The organism is Streptomyces clavuligerus (assembly GCF_005519465.1).
Taxonomy (GTDB): Bacteria; Actinomycetota; Actinomycetes; order Streptomycetales; family Streptomycetaceae; genus Streptomyces; species Streptomyces clavuligerus.
In genome coordinates, this window is the sequence record NZ_CP027859.1 from 502268 (window position 1) to 522033 (window position 19766).

At 71.4% G+C, this 19766-nt stretch carries 15 protein-coding genes; 5 read left to right on the plus strand and 10 right to left on the minus strand.

Going from position 1 to position 19766, the window contains the following annotated elements; translation table 11 throughout:
- Positions 1-22: 22 nt before the first annotated feature.
- Genes CRV15_RS30555 through CRV15_RS30575 form a run of 5 tightly spaced genes read right to left on the minus strand, consistent with a single transcriptional unit; the run spans position 23 to position 6054 of the window.
- Complete coding sequence (locus CRV15_RS30555; RefSeq protein ID WP_003954368.1) at positions 23-1219, minus strand: beta-ketoacyl-[acyl-carrier-protein] synthase family protein; 1197 nt, start codon at positions 1217-1219, stop codon at positions 23-25.
- Positions 1216-3015 (minus strand): beta-ketoacyl reductase, encoded by a 1800-nt coding sequence (locus CRV15_RS30560; protein ID WP_003954369.1) that lies wholly within the window; start codon positions 3013-3015, stop codon positions 1216-1218. Before CRV15_RS30560 ends, CRV15_RS30555 begins: the two co-directional genes overlap by 4 nt.
- On the minus strand, positions 3012-4082 hold the full coding sequence (locus tag CRV15_RS30565; RefSeq protein WP_230864318.1) for a MupA/Atu3671 family FMN-dependent luciferase-like monooxygenase: 1071 nt from the start codon (positions 4080-4082) through the stop codon (positions 3012-3014). The genes CRV15_RS30560 and CRV15_RS30565 overlap by 4 nt, the downstream gene beginning before the upstream one ends.
- Positions 4073-5218: a 3-oxoacyl-ACP synthase III family protein gene (locus CRV15_RS30570; protein WP_044955161.1), complete on the minus strand. Its 1146-nt coding sequence runs from the start codon at positions 5216-5218 to the stop codon at positions 4073-4075. Before CRV15_RS30570 ends, CRV15_RS30565 begins: the two co-directional genes overlap by 10 nt.
- Positions 5219-5226: 8 nt before the next feature.
- Positions 5227-6054, minus strand: coding sequence for a fatty acid desaturase family protein (locus CRV15_RS30575; protein WP_009999155.1), 828 nt, complete (start codon positions 6052-6054; stop codon positions 5227-5229).
- 679 nt (positions 6055-6733) lie between these two features.
- On the opposite strand from CRV15_RS30575, the gene CRV15_RS30580 reads away from it, so the two are divergent.
- Positions 6734-7549, plus strand: coding sequence for a M12 family metallo-peptidase (locus tag CRV15_RS30580; RefSeq protein ID WP_230864317.1), 816 nt, complete (start codon positions 6734-6736; stop codon positions 7547-7549).
- A gap of 191 nt (positions 7550-7740) precedes the next feature.
- Here CRV15_RS30580 and CRV15_RS30585 read toward each other — a convergent pair whose 3' ends face one another.
- The 3 genes from CRV15_RS30585 to CRV15_RS30595 form a co-directional block, all read right to left on the minus strand.
- Positions 7741-8520, minus strand: coding sequence for an RICIN domain-containing protein (locus CRV15_RS30585; protein ID WP_003954375.1), 780 nt, complete (start codon positions 8518-8520; stop codon positions 7741-7743).
- On the minus strand, positions 8517-9299 hold the full coding sequence (locus CRV15_RS30590; protein WP_003954376.1) for a CHAT domain-containing protein: 783 nt from the start codon (positions 9297-9299) through the stop codon (positions 8517-8519). Before CRV15_RS30590 ends, CRV15_RS30585 begins: the two co-directional genes overlap by 4 nt.
- Positions 9300-10082: 783 nt before the next feature.
- Positions 10083-11534, minus strand: a complete 1452-nt coding sequence (locus tag CRV15_RS30595; RefSeq protein WP_003954379.1) for a beta-propeller fold lactonase family protein — start codon at positions 11532-11534, stop codon at positions 10083-10085.
- Between the two features lie 171 nt (positions 11535-11705).
- Here CRV15_RS30595 and CRV15_RS30600 point away from each other — a divergent pair, with 171 nt between their 5' ends.
- The 4 genes from CRV15_RS30600 to CRV15_RS30610 all read left to right on the plus strand — a co-directional run bounded on the left by CRV15_RS30600 (position 11706) and on the right by CRV15_RS30610 (position 13385).
- Positions 11706-11906, plus strand: a complete 201-nt coding sequence (locus CRV15_RS30600; protein ID WP_003954380.1) for a hypothetical protein — start codon at positions 11706-11708, stop codon at positions 11904-11906.
- A 144-nt stretch (positions 11907-12050) separates the two neighbouring features.
- Positions 12051-12188, plus strand: a complete 138-nt coding sequence (locus CRV15_RS36130) for a hypothetical protein (RefSeq protein ID WP_169445907.1) — start codon at positions 12051-12053, stop codon at positions 12186-12188.
- Positions 12189-12441: 253 nt separating this feature from the next.
- Positions 12442-12840: a hypothetical protein gene (locus CRV15_RS30605; RefSeq protein ID WP_230864316.1), complete on the plus strand. Its 399-nt coding sequence runs from the start codon at positions 12442-12444 to the stop codon at positions 12838-12840.
- Positions 12841-12866: 26 nt separating this feature from the next.
- Positions 12867-13385: a hypothetical protein gene (locus CRV15_RS30610; protein ID WP_009999160.1), complete on the plus strand. Its 519-nt coding sequence runs from the start codon at positions 12867-12869 to the stop codon at positions 13383-13385.
- A gap of 832 nt (positions 13386-14217) precedes the next feature.
- Here the strand turns inward: CRV15_RS30610 and CRV15_RS30620 are convergent.
- Both CRV15_RS30620 and CRV15_RS30625 read right to left on the minus strand, forming a co-directional pair.
- A complete protein-coding gene (locus tag CRV15_RS30620; RefSeq protein ID WP_230864315.1) occupies positions 14218-18333 on the minus strand; it encodes a WD40 repeat domain-containing protein in 4116 nt (1371 codons plus the stop codon).
- A gap of 314 nt (positions 18334-18647) precedes the next feature.
- Positions 18648-19700: a Kelch repeat-containing protein gene (locus tag CRV15_RS30625; RefSeq protein WP_003954386.1), complete on the minus strand. Its 1053-nt coding sequence runs from the start codon at positions 19698-19700 to the stop codon at positions 18648-18650.
- Positions 19701-19766 lie beyond the last annotated feature (66 nt).

A 19766-nucleotide genomic window follows, 5' to 3' on the forward strand; every position in this document is an offset into this window, starting at 1 on the left:
GCACCGGATCGTGCGCCGTGAGTCAGAGCCGCCCGAACACCACTGAGGCGTTGAGACCCCCGAACGCGAACGAGTTCGACATCACCGTCCGGGTCCGGTGCTCCCGCGCGGTGTTCGGCACACAGTCGAGATCGCACGCGGGGTCAGGCGCGTCGAAGTTGGCGGTGGGGGGCAGCACGCCGTGTTCGAGGGCCAGGAGGGCTGCCAGCGCCTCGATCCCACCGGCGGCGCCGAGGGCGTGACCGGTGGTGCCTTTCGTCGAGGACATGACGGGTACCGAGCCGACCCCGAAAACGGTCTTGAGCGCCGCTGTCTCGGTCCGGTCATTGGCGATCGTGCCTGTTCCATGGGCGTTGACGTAGTCGATCTCGGCCCGGGAGACGCTCGCCGAGCGAAGAGCGCCAGTCATGGCCGAGGCCATTCCTTCGGCACAGGGCCGGGTGAGATGACCCGCGTCCGCGCTCGAACCGGCGCCGAGCACCCGTGCCCGGGGTACGAACCCCCTTGCGCGCGCGTGCTCAGCCGACTCAAGCACCAACACGCCCGCGCCCTCGGCGAGGACAAGCCCGGTGCGGCCCGCGGCGAACGGCCGGCAGGTGTCCTCGGACAACACGCCGATGGCCTGCCAGGCACTCAGGGCACCCTCAGCGAGATACGAATCGGTGCCGCCGCACACAGCCACGTCGACGACACCCGACTCGATGAGCTGCGCGGCGATCCCGATCGAGTGCGTCCCCGACGCACAGGCACTGGCGACAACGAAGGCAGGTCCGCGGAATCCGAACGTCATGGAGATCCAGCTGGCCGCGGAACTGCTCATCATCTTCGGCACGGTGAGCGGGCTGAGTTGCAGCTGGCCCTGCCGGTAGAACCGCTCGTACTCCTCGTCCAGGGTGGCGACACCCGCCGCGCCGCTTCCGACGATCACGGCGACCCGCCCAGGGTCGCAGGAGTCGGTGGTCAGGCCGGCGTCCTCCAGCGCACTCCGGGTGGCCGCCACGGCCAGCAGTGCCGACCGATCGCACAACGCGGGATGGGAGACAGCCGATCCTGCGATGAACTCCGAGGAGCGGATCTCCGCCACCGGCACCCCCACCTGGGGGCAGCCGGACGGCGGCGCGAACTTCAGGGACGGCTCGACAAGGCCGCTCCAGAACTCTTCCAGGCTCGCCCCCAGGGGAGTCAGCGCCCCGAGCCCGCTGACACAGACGTCCTTCATCGAGGGCTCCCGGACGTCTGCGTCGCGACCTCGCGGAGGTGCTGGTCGAGTTGGCTCGCCATCGTGGCGAGGGTGGAGTCCATGCCGAGCAGGACCTGGTCCAGTCCGAGCCTGACGCCGAATTCGCGTTCGACGATGAAGAGCACTTCGAGCGCGATGAGCGAATCGACTCCCATCATCGCGAACGAACTCTCGGGATCTATGGTCTCCGGCGCGCGCGACAGGATCCGTGCGAGGCTCCCGCGTATCACGTCGATGATGCACTCGACGCGCTCTTCGCCCTCCAGCTCGCCCAACCGCCCCAGGGCCAATCCCTGCGGCTGCGCTGCGGCGAGCGGCTCCAGCGTGGGACGTGCTCCGACCCATGGCAGCGCATCCGCTCCCGCGTCGTCCCAGGAGACCACGGTGAGGTTCGGCTGATCCTGGGACAACGCCATGTCGACGGCTGAGAGCACCTGGTCGACGGTCAGCCGCCGCAGGCCCAGCCGCTGCCACACGTCGTGGAGCCGCGCCCCCTCCGGTGTGGCGCCGAAGCCGACCTCGCCGACGGGTCCCCACGCGATGCTGACGGCACGGACCCGGCCCCTGTGCAGGCGACGTGCCACGCCGTCGAGCACGGCGTTCGCCGCCGCGTAGTTGGCCTGTCCCGGGGACCCGAGCGTGGCGGCCGCGGACGAGAAGAGAACCATCGCTTCGGCACCCAGGTCCTCGGCCAGCTCGCTGAGGAGCAGCGCGCCGCCGGCCTTCGTCGCGAGCAGCACCCGATTCTGCTCACCGGTGGCGGTCATCAGCGAGGACACGCATGACCGTCCGTTCATTCGCCAGTTCGAAGCGAGATGGAACACGCCTCCGACGGCATCGCCGCGCTGCCGCAGGCGGGCCGTGAGCGTGCGCACCGCCGCCGGGTCCCCGATGTCCAGGACCTCGTACTCCACGCCGCATCCCAGCTCCTCAAGCAGGTGGATGTTGCGTTCGCGCTCGGCGTCGAGCGGACTTCGACCGAGGATCAGCAGCCGCTTCGCCCCGCGGCGGGCGAGCCCGCGCTCGATCTCGAAGCTCAGTCCCGCCGCCCCGCCACTGACGATCTGCAGGCGCTCCGTCGAAAGGCTCTGGTTGATCGCGGTGGGCGGCAGCGACGAGGCACGCAGGCGGGCCACGAGCGGGCCGTCGTCCTGGAGCAGGATCTCGTCCTCCGTCGAGTCGGAGAGCAGGTAGTCCGACAGCATTCGGCCGGCCGTGGCCGGGTCTTCGACGTCCAGGTCGACGAGGCCACCCCAGCTGTCGGGGCTCTCGGCGGCGTGGCACCGGCCCAGTGCCCAGGCGAAGTCATGTTCGGGCCTGACGACATCGCGGGTCCCCGAGCCGTGGAGTCCTGTACGCGTCACGATCCACACTCTCGCCCTCGGCCGGGACGCCACCGTCTGGCATGCGTGCACCACCGCGTCGGCCCACGCCCAGCTCGCGTCGTCGGCTACATCGGGTCCGCGCAGCGGCGCGGTCTCGTCCACGAAGAACACATGACGCTGATCGGCTCCGGCGCGGTAGTCATGGGACTCCGCGGACTCCGTCGCCACGTCCACGCGCCTGACGCCGACGCCCGGGGCGGTCCCCCGCAGCGTCGCGGCCAGTGCGTCGGCGCACCGACTCGGCCCCCACGACAGGACGAACCACTCCGCACGCATCGCCGCACCCGGTTGAGGTTCAAACGCGGGTGTCTTCTCCCAGTGCGGGGTGAGGATACGGGTCGGATCGTCTTCGACGTCGTCGACCCGGACTTGTGGTGAACCCGTGGTCATCGTTGGCTCCCCCTGATCGGCTCTTGGGTGACGGACTCGTTCAGCTCGGCGAGGTACGGCAACTGCAGATGGACCTGCTCGCTTCGCAGCCCGAAGTCCACAAGGCAGGCGACCTCGTCGACGCCCAGCTCGCGCACGGTCTTGATCGTCGTAAGCGCGTCCTCGACCGTGCCGATGAGTGACCGGCCGTCAAGGGCGCGCTGGAAGTGGGCCCGTACGAACTCATCGAGGTAGCGGGCGCTCAGCCGGTCGAGGTCGACGCTGCGGTTCCTCGCGGTGGCCAGACCTCGGGCCAGTGGTGCGATGGTCTTGAGGTAGTCGCAGTAGGGGTCTCTGACGACATCGATCACCTCGTCCCGGTCCTGGCCGAGGAAGGTGTGCAGCATGAGCGCGACGCGGCCGTCTGCGGGGGCGTGACCGGCCGCCGCGAACTCCTGGCGGTAGGCCGTGATGTTCTCCTGAAGCTTTTGCAGGTTACCGTCGAGGATATGGGTCAGCACCCCGTCTCCTCGGCGGCCGGCGCTGCGGAATGTCTCGATGCTCTGCGTGGCAGCGATCCACACCGGGAGGTCCTGCCGCACCGGACGGGGCAAGGCTCGCACCCTGATGTCCTCACCGGTCCCCGAACGGGCGTCGTGCGGACCGCCGAGCCACAGGGCTCGCACGTGGTCGATCAGTTCGAAGAGCAGGGCATGCCGCCGTCCGTAGCGATCGGGGAAGAAGGCGAAGTCGTCCGGCGACCAGCCGGAGGCGAACCCGACTTCCAATCGTCCTCGGCAGAGGTTGTCGAGGACCGCCAGGTCCTCGGCCATCCGCAGCGGGTCGTGCAGCGTGGCGACCAGACTTCCCGTACGGAGTGTCAGGTGTTCCGTACGGGACGCGACGGCCGCCAGCAGCAGCACCGGGTTCGGGAACGGGGCACCGAAGGTCGAGAAGTGACGCTCGGGCAGCCAGATTCCGGAGAATCCCTCCCGGTCCGCGAACTCGGCCAGTTCAAGGACGGTCCGGTACTGGTCCGCGGCGTTCGGCTCAAGCGCGCCGGAGAAGAACATCAGGCTCAGTCGCATGGGCTCGCCCCCACGTCGGACGATCCGGACGGCGTGTCGTGGACGGGGTTTTCCCGGCTGCCTTCCACGTAGGAGAAGCCGCCGTACATGAATTTGGTTGCCTCCGCCCCGAGTACGCCGAGCACCTGTCCGGGCTCCAGTACGTGCTGCTCGCGAACGCTGTGCAGCCCGATCCACGTCGAAGCGGAGCCGGTGTTCCCGTAGTCGGCGGCGCAGTTGTGGAACTTCTTCGCCGGGATGCCCAGGATGGGAGCGAGCAATTCGCCCATGCGGCCGTTCGCCTGATGCGTCAGGTAACGATCGACCTGCGGCTCGTCCAGGCCGATCGACCTCAGGGCCTCGAAGCCCGCGCGGAACAGGTCGAGGCCATCCTCACGGGCCAGTGTGTACTCGTTGATGAAGTTTCTCGAACCCGGCTGGTCCGTATCATGTGCCGGCCTTGAGGAGCCACCCGTGGCAAGGCTGAAGCCGGAGGGCTTCCGCAGACCGAGGGTTCCGAAATAGGTGTTCGCGAGATGGGCGCCGCCCCCTGTGTAGCGGGAGAGGACAACCGCGCCGGCCCCGTCACCCATCTGTGCCGCGTTCACCAACTGGCCCCGGTCCGTGACGGCTTCGTCGACGTCGAACAACACGGACCCCGTCTCGCTGCCGACGACGCACACGCAGTCCGCCGCCATCGATGTCAGCATCGAGCCAGCGATCATCAGTGCGTTGGCGAAGCCCGTGCAGGCCTGCCGCAGTTCCATGTACTGCCCGGAGTAACCGAGGAGATCGGCGACCCACGAGACGTTCGGCGGCAGCAGCGTGTGTGGTGAAGTCGTGTGCCCGATGAGGAGGTCCACGTCATCGATCGTGAGCCCGGCCTGTTCGAGTGCGGAGCAAATCGCCCGCCCGCTCAGCTCCGGGTTCGTGTCGCCCGCGCGGGGCAGCTCACGTGCGGCGGCGAGATCGCGGGACAGAAATCGCTGGTACACACCCAGCTGGTCCGCTATCTTCCCCACGAACTCGGACCGGTGCTTGTCGTTCCCCAGAGCGATGAATTGCACCATGTCGTCGTTCGTCACCGGCGACCCCGGCATGGAGACGCCGGTTCCGAGTACATCAAGCTGAACGGGCATCATCCGGAATGCTGTCATTGACCCGGTCACCTCTCGGCCCCGGCTGGCCCGCTCTTACACGTCACGGGGAGGAACAGGGGGTTGGTGACAAAACGCCGGGCAAAGGCCATGGTGAAGCTGCGCTCATAAGGAACACCACGGGCGAGGAAATCATCGCGCAGAATCTTGCTCACCTTGACCAGCCTCGGTCCGGGCACCGCGGGATAAGCGTGGTGCTCGGCGTGCCGATTGGCACCACTGAGGAACATCTGACCAAAGGCATCGCAGTCGAAGGAAGTGGACGCCTGGAGGGTGTTGTCCGCCACCAAACCCTGGTGGTAGACGATGTCGTTCAGACTGCCGAGGACGGCCCCCGCCACGATCGTCAGCAACAGGAAGCTCGATTGCGCGCTGGGCAGCACCATGCAGAGCGTCGCGTAGAACGCCACCGCAGCGATCGGTCCCCATACCGACCTGACCACGTTGTTGTGCTTCAAAGCGATGAACGGAGCGCGCACCAGCAGGAAGATCGGTGCGCCGAAGACGGACGCGGCCGTGAGGAGGGCCATTGTGACCGGCGCGGACCGCTGGGGAAAGATGACCTCCTGGGGATCGGCTTCCGTGCGGAACCTGGAGTGATGGGTCAGGTGCGCCGCGCGGTAGCCCGGGTATGACGTCCCGACGACTACGGAAATCACCTCCCCGAGCAGTCGGTTCGCCCTTCCGCTGCGGGCCAGATGCCCATGTGCCGACTCGTGCATCAACCCGAAGATTCCGATGAACTGGAGAGCGCCGAACACCACGAAGACGACCTTGACGAGCACGGTGAGCGGACCTGAATACGTCGACCCGACGGCTATCGCGAAGATCAGCATTGCTGCATAGCAGAGAAGTTTCCATGGTTGCCAAGCGACAGGGACGAAGTGCTCCGGGGCCAAGTCGCCCCGCCGACTGAATGTGGACACCATCTGAAGATTCACCTTCCCCCGATCAATCTTCGATCTTCGATTCGCCAGCCTACATTGTCGAGAGTTCGATGTGGAGGCTACCGATATTCGTGATTTGTTGGTCGATTTACTTGTGTGGCGCGTGTCTGCATATGTTGCGCCTGTAAAATCAAGGGGAAATTGAGTATCTGCAGGGCGAGTGGTGGCATCGGATTTTTTTCTGCTTCCATGAAAGAGCTGTGCACCCGGGACGGCCTGTCCCACGGTCCGGGCAGGCCGCCCCGGTCGCCGTACTGGGGAAGTTGATGCCTATCGCCTCGTGATACGCATCCAGCGACAGACCGACTCGTTCGCAATGGACCCCTCAGGAGCAGCCCGACGGGTATCGGACGTATCGATCACGGTCCGGGCCGTGGCGACGGTGCCGGTGGGGGGAGAGAGGCGGCACGGGAGGACCTGTTCCCTCTTCGCCGCTTCGTGGGATGCATGGGGTCGCCCGGGCCGTCCGCCGGGTCACCGCGACGGCCACTCGCACCGGGGCAGTGATCCACCGTTCATTACCCAATGGTCACAAGACCATCAACTTGCGTCCCTACGTTGGACTGCCATGAAGCGAAAGTTCATGCGCAAGACGTGCGGTGCGGTGATCGCCACCTGTGCCGTCCTCGGCGTCCTCACCCCCTCCGCCCCCAGCGCGGTGGCCGCGGAGAAGCCGGTCATCAATGTCCTGGTGCTCTGCACTTCGAACGCGGAGCGGGAGGCCGGAGGGGTGAAGAAGGTACGGGACATCGTCAAGCGATCCGTCGACTACACCAACAATGCCTTCGACAACAGCGAGGCCAACGCCGAGATCCGCATTACGGGTGTCGTGCGGGCCCCGGACTTCGGACCATGGGCAGACGACAACGACCGCATCTACGACTACCTCTCCGCGACCCCGAAGTCAGTGGCAAAGCTCCGTGACCGGCACCGTGCCGACGTGATCGCGATCATTCCCGATAATTTCGGCGGCATGGCCTACATCGGCGAACGTGGACGCCCGCTGCCGCCCGAGGCTCCGGGGATGGAGGGTGCCAGTATGGTGCTCGGCCACGATCTGCTCGGCAAGGAACCGGACACCTTCGCCCATGAACTGGGGCACCTGCTCGGCCTCGACCATGACCGCCACGTCAGCCCGGATCCGGGAGACGGCTACGACCACGCCCGCGGCTACGTCGCGCCCAGCAAGAAGTGGCGCACCATCATGGCCTACGAAGACACATGCCTGGACGCAGGCACGTCGTGCCCCGTCGTTCCGTACTTCTCCAACCCGGATCTGAACATCAATGGTGAACCGCTGGGCAAGCCCGTCGGCCAGGACGGCCAGGCCCACGCCGTGAGCATGATCAACGAATCCGCCTCCATCGTCGCCGCCTACCGATAGCCGGGCACGAGCACCCATCGACACCACTCCACGTATGCGCGTGCGAGGTCACTCCTCCAACGGCCGAAAACGTATGGATCACCACCGGGACGGCCGGATAGCTGCACGCGGTCGGCCCGCGGTGATTTCCGTCGCCGCGGGCGCTGCCCTGCCCAGTGCCCGCGGGCGGCGAACGCAGACACTGGGCAGCGTCAACCCGGTCGTTCGACGCCCGGAATTCGCCCGGACCGGGCCTGCGGAGCGGAGAGGCGCCACCACTGGTCGTCGTACTCCTCACCGCAGGACACCTGCGCCGCGGGCCGGTCCGCCGCGGGGCCCTGCACCACCAGGCACCTGGCGGCGCCGATGACGCGCAGCATGAAGCGCCCCGCCCGGTCGCCGGTCCCCCACAGCAGCTCCCAGTGCCGCCCCTCGGGACCGCCGGCGCAGCCGAGCTGGCGGGCGGGGGAGAGGTTCTGCCGACCTGTCACGGCCAGGCACCGGCCACTGTGCGCGTTGCGCAGGGTGTGGGTGGACGCGCTCCGCGGGGTCAGCGTCCACGTCCGGTCGGCGGCGGCGGTGCAGGTGTCCTGCACCGGAACGGCGTCGTCGGCGGTGTGGGGCACCCGCAGGCACAGACCGCTGCCGACGTTGACCAGCCGCCCGGTGAGGGCCGGCGGATCCGCCCCGTCGGAGCGGGGCGGCGTGGTGCCCGGGGCCGTCGCCGGGTCCGTGTTCCCGGGGGTGACGCCGGCGGTCCCGCCGCGCGTGTCCGGTCCGCCGTCCGGTCCGCCGCCCACCCAGACGACGACCACGGTGGCCACGCACACCAGGGCGACCGCGCAGGCGGAGAGGACGCCCGCCCGATGCTCATGAAAGTTCACCTGGAGGTTTCCGCTGCCGCGCTGCACCCCGGCCGGGCCGTGGAAGACGTTCCCACCGGAGTCGTCCCCGGGCCGGTCGCCGTCCCCCGCGGCCCCGGCCCCGGTCACCGGCCGAAGCCGAACCGGTTCACCTGGACACTGCCCTCGCCGGACTGGACCGCCGTCGGCCCGAGGAACACATTCCGCGTGTCGCCCCCGGCGGCCGGGGGCGACACCGCGCTCCCACCTCCGCCGTCGCCCTCGCCCTCGCGGGGAGGCGTCACCAGCCTGGTGGCGCCGGGGTCGGCGTCCGCGGCGCAGACCAGGACCGGTATGTCGTGGTCGGGCAGACCGTTCAGGGCGACGGCCGCCCGGCCCAGCAGATGAGCGGCCCGGACGGACTGTCCCTCGGCGACGGCGGCGTAGAACCGGGCGCCGTAGGCGATCGCGGCCATATCGCCCATGCGGTCGGACATGCCGACGGCGAACGGCACCGCGCCGACCAGCCCTTCGAGCTGGGCGGCGGACCGGCAGGAGTTGAGCAGCACCAGCAGCGGACGGTCGTCCACGGCCGCGACGGCGTCGGCGAAGGCACCGGCGGAGACGACGGCCCCCTCATGGAAGTCGTCCTCGTCCCGCTCGAAGGCGATCAGATCCCGCGCGCTGTGACCGGAGAAGTGCACGACCTGCGGACGGAACCGGACCAGGGCGTCCAGGAAGCCGTCCACCGTCGCGGCCGGATGGACTTCCAGCTCGACCAGCTCCCGCAGGGTGGCGCTCCGCACGGCGTCGCGGATCCGCTGCTGCTCCCGTCCGACGCGGAGGTCGCCCTCCGGAGCGGCCGCCAGCAGCAGCACCCGCAGTCTCTCCGGCCGCGGGGCCCGCTTCCCGCCCGTCACCGTGCCCATCGCAGTCCCCCCGCCGACGCGGACACCTCCTGGATGCCTCTTCCCCTGCGCCGGCCTGCTTCATGCGGGACGCGCCAACCGTTCTCCAGCGCGGAGCGGGGTCACGACCTGGAGCGCGAGGGCCTCGGCCGCCGCCTCGCGCAGGGCGTGCCCGTTGATCGGGTTCCGCGATGTCAGATGGGCGATCGCACGGCCCGGCCACTCCGCGTCGCCAAGGCGGTGGGCGCCGCCCGCTCCGACGGTCTCGGACAGGCGACGGCCGGAGCCATGACCGCTCGTACCCGAGAACCCCGCACGGGCGGGGCCGACAGCGGTCCGGAATGCGAAAGGGTGTCCTGCGGGTTCCGGCCAGGGGTAGGTGATCCGGTCGGATGTTCCTTGCGATTTCCGTCGCTGCGTGCGGTGTGATCGCTGGGTAATCCCGGGCCGGGCTTGCTCCAGCACGAGCCGACAGCCCCGGAAGGGGGAGGCCCAGACGGTCACGGCGTGGGCTTCCCGGGTTTCGGCCCTCCAGGGCAGCGGAGCGTCCTCCCGGAGAACCCGCTCGCAGTGGTCCCGGGTCATGTCCGTGCGGTGCCCGTGCCTTCGCCCGACTCTCCGGCGGGAGTTCCCGCCCGTCCCCGGCTCCGAAGACCGCGCGGTGCCGGCCCGGATCCGGCTTCGCAGGCTGGGCCAGGACACTACTGGCGCCGGGTGGGGGGCTCCCGCCCGGCGCCGGTGCCGTCGTGGTCGTCAGGGCCCCGGGGGCGCGGGAGTGCTCCCCCGCGCCCCGGGGGTGGGGTGTCAGGTGCAGCGGATGATGAGGGAGGTGGTGGCGGTGCAGGTGCGGGTGGCGGTGTCGTTGGCGGGGTCGGGGTCGGTGGGGGTGCTGGTGGTGCGGGTGGCGGTGGCCTGGTAGGAGGCGCCGAGGGCGAGGAGCCCGACGGGGAGGCGGAAGGCGCGGGTCGTGCTCGCTCCGGCGGCGAGGGTGTCGATGGAGCAGGTCACGGCGTTGGGTGTGGTGGTGCAGCCGGGTGCGGTGGTGGTGGGCCTGCCGGCGGGGGTGAGGGTGGTGGTGACGGTGGCGGAGGTGAGCGGGGCGGGGCCGTGGTTGGTGACGGTGAGGGTGTAGTCGATCCGGCCTGCCAGGCCGGGGGCGGGGGTGGCGGCGAGTGCGACCTGGAGGTCGGCGGCGGGCGGCGGCGCGGGGGCGGGGGTGATCGCCACGCTGACCGGTTCGGCGCCCGTGGTGTGGGTCGCGGTGACGGTGTTGGTGGCGGTGTCGGCCACCATGACGTTCCAACTGCCCGCGTTCGCGATGTACAGATCCTGTCCGCCGGGGGTGAGCGCGAGGCCCCGGGGCGTGGCGCCGGCCGGGATGGTGGCGGTGATCGCGCTGGTGGCGGTGTCGATGACGGAGACCGTCCTCGCGTTGCCGTTGGCCACGTAGGCGCGGGCGTTGTCGGCGGAGACGGTGACGGCGGTGGGGCGGCTGCCGGGGACCGTGGCGACGCGGGTGCGGGTGGCGGTGTCCAGGACCGCGGTCCTGTCGCTGCGGGGGTCCGTGACGTAGGCGCGGCGGCCGTCCGGGGCGATGGCGAGGGCCGAGGTCGCGCCGCCATCGCCGCCGGCGTCGATGGTGGCGGTGACCGTGTCGGTGGCGGTGTCGATCACCCGCACAAGGCCGTTCCCGTTGCTTCCGGCGTAGACCTCCTTGCCGTCGGGGGTGATGGCGACGGCGACCGGATCGCCCTCGGCGGGGATGCTGGCCGTCTGGGTACGGGTGGCCAGGTCCAGGACCCTCACCGCGGCACCGGTGTTGTCGGCGACATAGGCCCGGGTGCCGTCCGGGGTGATCTCGATGTCGTAGGGGAAGGTCCCGAACGGGAAGGTGGCGGTGACGGTGTTGCTCGCGGTGTCGATCTCCGAGATGGCCTTGTCGTCGCCGTGGGTGACGTAGGCGCGGGTTCCGTCGGGGGTGATCGCGATGCTGGTCGTCGTCTTCCCCAGATCGATGGTGGCGGTCGTGGCACCGGTGACCGTGTCGATCACGGTCACACTGCGCCCGCGGTAGTTGACCACATAGGCTGTCGGGTTCTCCGGGCCGGCGTGGGGAGCCGCCGGGGCCGCGACGGAGGCGGGGGCCGCGATGCCCGCCGCCGCGAGCAGTATCACCAGGACCACCGCCAGGGCCGGTCCGAAGCCCCGTACCGATAGGGGCGGGCGGGGGTCCGGGGGAAGAACACGGGAGTGCACGGCTGCCTCGATTCATTGTGACGGGAGCACATCAACGCCCGAAATGTAGTCACCGCACGGCCCCGTCACGGACCCTTCCCCGGCGGATCACCCGATCGTGTGCATCGGGGTCCGCTCCGCCCCCGTCCTTCCCGGGATGGCCCTGCGCCGGGAGCAGCGTTCCCGCGCCCGGTGGGCCGCGCGGGGCGCCTGAACGCCCGGTTCGCGGAGGGGACGCAGGACCTGTCGCGCGGCTGGGTCACCGGCACCCCCGGCCCGGGACACCCCACGCAGCTCGCCGCTCTCGGCGACGGCGCCGTCCCCCAGCGGGCCGCCCGCGCCCTCGAACGGCTCGCCCCGCCCCTGGGCCACTGCCCCCACCAGGCACGGTGAACGGCGCCGGAGAAAGGCTGCGCCTTCGCTGAACAGCGGCGAGGCGGGGTCCGGTGCGGCAGCTGTACCCGGCCGGTTCGGGCCCTGCATCCAGGAAGGGAGGGACCTGGTCCGGATCAGATCGATCGCTCTGCCGTCCCCCGCGTGCACGGAGCCGACTCCACCGCGCGCCGCACCTCCTCGACGGCCTCCATCGCGTCCCGCCGACAGGTGATCACAGGCTTGACCGCCACCAGCGCCGCGTCCTTCTCCGGCATCGCGGTGAGCCTCACCTCCGCGTGAACAGCGCCCCTGCGGGACCGCAGTCGGCGCGCCCACGTACCGGCTCGTGATGTCTGAGCAGGTCAGGGCCGCCATGGGGAAGCCCGGGTTGAACGATTGTCCGGATGTGGAGGGTGGTCCTACTGGACAATTCGCGGCCGTCCCATGGTCGTTCACACCGCCCGGTCCCCCGGGTGGCGAGGCGGGTTCCGCCCGCCGGTCAACAACAGAAGGAAATGGGGAAACACCGATGCGTCTCCATCGGAAAGCCAGCATGGCCTTGGTGGCCACGGCCCTGGCCACCGTGCTGACGGGAGGGCTCACCGCTCCCGTGGCACAGGCGGCGCCCTCGGCGGGCTCGCAGTCCGCCGTTCCGGCGGCCGAGTGCGGCGTCCGGGCTCAGGACCGCCGGCTGTGGTGCGGCAACCACGCAGATCTCCCCACCCGGTTGCGGCCGTACCACGAGAGCCCCATCAGGGGGCTGCTGACGTCGACGTTCAGCTGGTTCGACTGCTGGAGCTACGGCGGCCAGCACGGCGGTGGCAACGCCACCTGGTACCACACCACTCCCGACCACGGTGAGCCCGGCTGGGTGCCGGCCGACTGGGTCTTCACCCACAGTTCGTTCGACGCCAACCCCAGCGCGTTCGGCCTCCGGAACTGCCAGCCATGACTCCCCAGCCAAGGAGCAACCATTCCATGACCACATATATCCGTACCGGTGCCCGGCTCGCCGCGGTGACGCTGCTGACCGCCGGAGTTCTCGGTTCCACCGGTGCACAAGCGTCCGCGTCCCCGGCCGACACCCGGACGTACTCCCTGGACAAGCGGCACTGCATGACCGTGGTCGCTCCCGCCGCAGCGGAGGCAACGGCGTCAGAAGTCCTCTCGCACGGCTGCTACCGCACGAAGAAGGAGCTGGACCGGGCCGTCTCGGCCGACCGGGCGGCCGAGGTGCGGCTGTCGGTGTGGGCCGAGCACGCGAACATGGCCGGCATCTACGACGTCATCTACGGACCGGCGCCGTGCGACGGGACCGGCTACTGGCTGACCGCGAGTTCCTGGTGGAAGGTCCGGCTGAGCTCGTTCAGCAACGAGTCCGGCTGCAACAACTCCTTCCTCACCGGTGACCGGGGCAACGGGACCTTCGGATCGCACGCGAACTGGGTCGGTTCCACACTGGACAACGCCGTGAACCGGATGAGGATCTGGCGCTGAGACGCCACCGGGCCCGTCCCCACGGTGGACAGACCCGGTCCGGTCATCGACGACCGCCCTCCGGGCACGGCGGGCGGTCGTCGACACCGGGGAAGTGGAGCTGCCATGGCCGTCGATGGTCCGGGGTGGGCCGGTTCGCGGACGCGCGCGGCGGCTCGTTCCGGCCGGGTGGGCCACAGCCGGGCGGTACGGTCCTCGCCCGAGGTCAGCGGCGTCTCCCCGGGTGAACACCACCGTGTGCACCCGGTCGTCGTGGCCCGTCAGCACCGCGTACGGCGTGCGCCGCCGGTTGTCGGTGACGCTCCCCAGCCGGGCAGTACCGTCCTGGCCTCCGTGACCGGCGTCCGCCCGTCGGTCCGGACGAGCACAGCCGGTTGGGGAGGACTGGCGGCACCGGCTGTACGCCGAGTGCCGCGAGGAGCGGACGGAGCCGACCCGGCTGAACGGGCCGCGCTCCCCCGGGCCAAGGACGTACTGGCCGGCAATCCGCGACCGGCGGCATGACAGCCGTACGCGGTACGCGGTCGGCACGCCGATGCCACAGCGCCGTCCGCACCACCGTCAAGAGCACATTCCCATCGGGGAGGGCGACAGCTCCGAGTGCACCTGGCAGGGCTGGGCGGGCAACGACGACACCTGACACCGCGTCGGCTGGGGCGACCGGGCCGAATGGCTGTTCAGCGACGGCGACTCCGGCCAGACCTACATGGGTGCCGGCCCCCGGCGGCCGGGGTGTGCGCGGACGCCGGTGAGACCTGCGAAGCCGGTATGAACGGCAACGACCACGCCTCCCACCGCCGAGTGGTCGGCTGCTGACCCGTAGCGCAGAGGTTCAGCACAGAGCACGGACGGCGGTCTCCGGCAGATGGGTGCGCCATACCCCCTGCTTCTCCTGCTGCGTGGCGACCGCCGTCTCGCACACCCAGCGGGACGCCTCCCCCGTGTCCAGCGTCCACAGCAGCGCCACCCCGTCCTGGCCACCGGTGAGCAGGGTGTCGCCCCGGGCGGCGAAGGCGAGGGCGTAGACCGTGTCGCGGTGGCCGGTCAGGGTGGCGTAGGGGCGTGGGTCGGAGCCGGTACGCAGGGACCAGACCCGTACGGCGTGGTCGGCCCCGGCGGAGGCGAGCCGGTGGCCGTCCGCGCTGAAGGCCACGGCGTGGACGGTGTCGGTGTGCCCGGTGAGTGTGCGCGGCGGGCGGGGGTGCGCCCGGTCGCCGAGGTCCCACAGGCGGATGGTTCCGTCGGCCGAGGCGGTGGCCAGGTGGCGGCCGTCCGGGCTGAGGGCGATCGACTTCACGGCGTCGGCGTGCGCGCGCAGCACCGCCGTGGGGCGCGGGCGGGCCGGATCGGTCACGTCCCACAGGCGTACGGTGCGATCGGCCGAGGCGGTGACCGCGAGCGGTCCGCGCAGCAGGGCGGCGTCGATGCCGTCGGTGTGGCCGGTGAGCCGGGACAGCAGGCGCGGATGGGCGGGGTTGGCGGTGTCCCAGAGGCGGGCCGCGCGGTCGGTGCCGCCGGTGAGCAGCAGGGTGCCGCGCCCCTGGCTGTCGAAGGCGGCGGTGTTGACGGCGTCGGTGTGCTCGCGCAGAACGGTGGCCGGGCGGGGCCGGGCGGGGTCGGTGGCGTGCCAGAGCCGTACCGTGTGGTCGGCGGAGGCCGAGGCCAGCAGGGTGCCGGTGCGGTTGAAGGCCACGTCGTTCACGGCGGAGCCGTGGCCGGTGAGGCGGGCGCCGGGGCGGTGGTCGCCGGGGGCGGTGACGGACCAGAGGCGGACCGTGCGGTCGAAGCTCCCCGTGGCGGCGAGCCTGCCGCCGGGGTGCAGGGCCACGCCGTACACGGCGTCGGTGTGCCCGGTGAGGCCGAGGCTGGCGAGGTCCCAGACGCGGGCGGTGCGGTCGTCGCTCGCCGTGGCCAGGAACCGGCCGTCCGGGCTGAAGTCCGCGGCGACGACCGCGTTGGTGTGCCCGGTCAGCACCCTGGGCTCGCCGGTGACCCGTCCGTCCCGGAGCGGCCAGAGCCGTACGGTGCGGTCGGCGGCGACCGTGGCGAGACGGGTGCCGTCGGGGCTCACCCGCAGGTCCCGCACGGTGTCGGTGTGGCCGCCGAGGGCGGCGGTGCGGCGTGGGTGCCGGGGGTCGGTGAGATCCCAGAGCCGTACGGTGCGGTCCTGCCCGGCTGTGACGAGGAGGTTCCCGGCCGGGGCGAAGGTTGCTCGCACCGGGCCGCCGACCGGGGGCAGCTCGGCGAGGGCCCGGGGCGCGGCGGGCCGGGAGAGGTCCCACAGGCGTACCCCTCCCTTCCAGTCGCCGGTCGCGAGCGTGTGGCCGTCGGGGGCGAACGCGGCGGAGACGACGGTGTCGCGGTGGCCTCGTAGCGTGGCGAGGGGACGGGGTCGTGCGGTGCGGGCCGGGTCTCCCCATTCCTCCGGTTTCCCCGATTTATCTAGTTTCTCTGATTCTTCCGATACCGCCGATACCTCCAGGTCTTCCAGGTCCCACACGCGCACGGTGTTGTCGGTACTGCCGGTGGCGAGCAGTCGGCCGTCGGGAGAGAACGCCGCGGTGTTCACGTCGTCGGTGTGGCCTGTCAGCTCCGCGCGGACCCGGGGCGCGGCGGGCCGGGTGACGTCCCACAGCAGCGTGCGCTCGTCCCAGCCGGTGGTGGCCAGGCCGTTGCCGTCCGGGGTGAACACCGCGGAGGTGACATTCGCGGTGTGCCCGCGCAGGGTGCCGAGCCGGTGCGGGCGGTGCGGGTCGCGGGTGTCCCACAGGACGGCCGTGCGGTCCCGGGACGCGGTCGCCGCCAGGGTGCCGCCGGGACCACCCGGTCCCGCGGGGGCGAACGCCACGGAGTTCACATGGTCCCTGTGACCGGTCAGCCGGGTCGCGTACGGTGCGGCGAAGCCGCTGAGCAGGGTGGAGCGGGCCGCGACGGTGGGGGCCACGCGGTAGGCGGCCAGACCCAGTCGGGCGGAGAGCGCCGGGTCGGTGGCGCGCAGCGCGGACGCCTGTGCCGCGACACTCTGGGAGAGGGCGAGGTCGCGCTGCCGGGTCGCCTCCCGTGCGCTGCGCTCGGCGAGCACCGCCTGGAGGGTGGCGAGCAGGGCGAGCGCGGTCACCACGGCGACCAGGGCGCGGGCGGCCCAGCGGCGGCGGCGGTGCGCGGAGCGGCCGGCGGCGAGGAACGCCGTCTCCTGTTCGTTGAGGTCGCCGGGGTGTTCGCGGGCCCAGGTGAGGGCCGCGCCGAGTTGTCCGCCCCGGTACAGGGTGCTGCGGTCCTGGCCGGACTCGTGCCAGAGGTCGGCGGCCTGGGTGACCCGGCGGTGGACGCGCAGCGCGTCACGGCCGTCGAGCAGCCAGCGCCGCAGCCGCGGCCAGGCGGCGATCACGGCCTCGTGGGCGATGTCGACGGTGCGGGCGGTGGGGGCGGTGCGGGCGTCGCCGGTGGCCTGGGCGTCATGGGTGGTATGGGTGGTGGCATGGCCGCTGCTGCCCAGCACCACCAGCCGGGCGCGGGCGAGTTCGTCCAGCAGCCGGTCGAGGTCGGCCGGGGCGGCGAGCCCTTCCAGTTCGTGCCGGTCGATCCGGCGGCGGGTGTCGTCCGTACCGTCGCCGAGGGCGGTCAGCCGCAGGAACAGGGCGCGCATGAGGCGCTGTTCGGCGGGGCCGCGTCGCGCGTACAGCAGTTCGGCGCTCTGGGCCACGGCGCCGCGCACTCCGCCGGTGGCGTGGTAGTCGGCCAGGCTCAGTCGGTCGCCGGTGCGGCGCAGACACGTTTCGCGAAGCGCGTGGGCCAGCAGGGCGAGGGCGCCGGGTTGGTCGGCGGTGTCGGTCCGCAGGGCACCGACCAGCGCGGATTCGACGGTAAGTCCGGCGAGACGGGCCGGGCCGACAATGGCGGCGTGCAGTTCGTCACCGGTCGGCGGGCCGATGGGCAGATGGCTGCCCGCGCGCAGGGCGGCGACCAGGTGGGGGTGCCGGGAGCAGTGGGTGTAGAAGTCCGACCGCGCGACGATCAGCACCCGCAGCCGATCGCCACAGCCCCGCGCGGCCTCCGCGACCAGCCGCACGAAGATGTCCCGTTCCCGGGCCGGGGCACCCATGGTGAACACCTCCTCGAACTGGTCGATGACGAGGAGTGCGCGGGTGGCGCTCGGGAGGCTGCCGGTCAGCGCCCGGTGGAGGGACGTGGTGGGGGTCGTACGGGGCGTGGATGTGATGGAGGTGATGGAGGAGGCGGTGAGGGCGGCTGACCGGGCCGGGCCGGGCGAATCGATCGCATCGGTCGCATCGGTGGCGGCGGTCGGATCGGTGGCGGCGAAACCCTCCCGCAGGCCCCGCGCGTCCACCCCGGTGAGTGCGGCCACCGACCCGGCCAGGGCACCCAAGGGGTCAGGGCCCGGGGTGAACGTGGCGCAGCGCCAGACGGTGTTGTCCAAGCCGGGCAGCAGACCGGCGCGGACCAGGGAGGACTTACCGCTCCCTGAGGCGCCGAACAGTGCGATCGGACCATGGGAGGCGCCGGTTTGCCCGGTCGCGGTCACCATGGTGGACAACTGCTCCACGAGAGCGCCCCGACCGAAGAAATAGGCGGCGTCCTCCGCGCCGAAGGGCGCGAGCCCGGGGTAGGGGCACTGACCGGGGTCGAGGCTCCCCGCAGCCGTCGGAGGCCCGCCCCTCGGGGACGCCGAAGAACTCGCCGGGGCCTGCGCCGCTGCCGCCGCCCGCCAGCGGGCGGTCCACTCGTCGCGGTCGCCACCGCACGCCGCGGCGAGGGCCACCGCCACCTCCAGCGTGGGCAGCCGATGGCCCTTGGCGGCCTCGGCCAAGGTGCTCGGCGAGTAATGCGCGCGCCGGGCCAGCAGCCGATAGCTCGGCGCCCCGGCCTGTGCCCGCAACTGCCGCAGGTCCCCGGCGAACCGCGCCACCGGCCCCGCGTCCGGATGCACCGGACGCTCCGGCCGCCCCACCCGCCGCCCACGCCACGTCCCGTCGTCGCCCACCTGTACGCCCCTCCCCCGTCGGGGGACTGGTCAAGGTCCCCCACCTCCGGACAGCCGATACTCCGGCTCACCGGCTCACTGTCTGAATAGTTGCCGGACGGTTGCCCGGGAACCCCGATGGGCGGGTGGGATCACGTGGAGACAGGGAAGGAGGGGCGGGCAGGGTGTGTGCGCACCGGGTCGCCGGGGCGGCGCGGGCTCCCGGTTCGTGCCGGATGGGTACCTCCATCGGGCAGACAGCCGCCGGGCCCGGCAGCGGACTACCTCAGACGCAGCTCCAGCAGCTCCTTCGAGGCGCCGCCACCGCAGGTGGGAGCGCCCGCGGCGAAATAGGCACGGCCGCGCACCGCACCGGCGCCGAATCCGTGCCGGCTCCGGGGCAGGGGGCTCCCGGCGGACCAGTTGTCGGACTCGGGGTCGTAGACAGTCACGTCACCGAAGGTGCCTCCGTCGGAGCCGCATTCGCCTCCGGCGTAGACGATCCGGCCGTCGAGGACGACCGCGGCCCCGGCCGACCGGGGGGCCGGGAGCGGCGCCGCCGTGCCCCAGCGGCCCGTGCCGGTGCGGTACACGTCGTGGCGGGCCAGGTTGTCGGTCACGTCGGCCGTCCTGCCGCCGAACACATGGATGTCGCGGCCGAGGACCGCGACGCCCGCGTGATCGCGGGCCGCGCCGGGCAGCGGCTGCGCGGTGGTCCATCGGCACCGCCGCGGGTCATACACGAGGTGGCTGTTCACCGTGCCGTATCCCAGGGAGATCGGGGGGTCCGGAATCGTGACGACCGACGTCGACGCACGCCCGCCGATGAGGTGAAGCCTGTCGTCCACGGCGGCGACGGCGACCGATCCGAGCTTCTCGGGCATGTCGGGCAACCGGCTCCACCGGTCCCCGGCCGGGTGGTAGGCATAGGCCACCGGTTGCGGGTTCAGGTGCACCGCGTCGGTGAACCCGCCGAAGGCGTACAGCCTTCCGTCGAGGGCGGCCACCCCGACGTGGGTGAGCGGGCGCGGCAGCGGCGCGTGTGACGACCACCGGTCAGTGCGCGGGTCGTAGCTGGTCACCACGTCCGATGCCCACACCGGTGCCGCGTCGTCACGCTGGAGGGTGCCGCCGACGACATACAGGCGGCCGTCGAGCGCGGCGGCCCCGACCTCGGCGCGGGCCTGCGGCATCGGTGTTCCGGCCCGCCAATGGTCCTGGCCATCGGCAGCGGCCCCCATGGCCCGCGCGCTGGTGCGGGGCGCGGCCAGACCGACGGCGGTGATCGAGAGTCCCGCCAGTGCGCCCAGGGCGCTTCGTCGCGAAAGAGACATGACTCAACTGTGGGGATGACCTCTGTCCGGCGTCCAAGACCGATCCGGGAGGCCCGATACCGGATG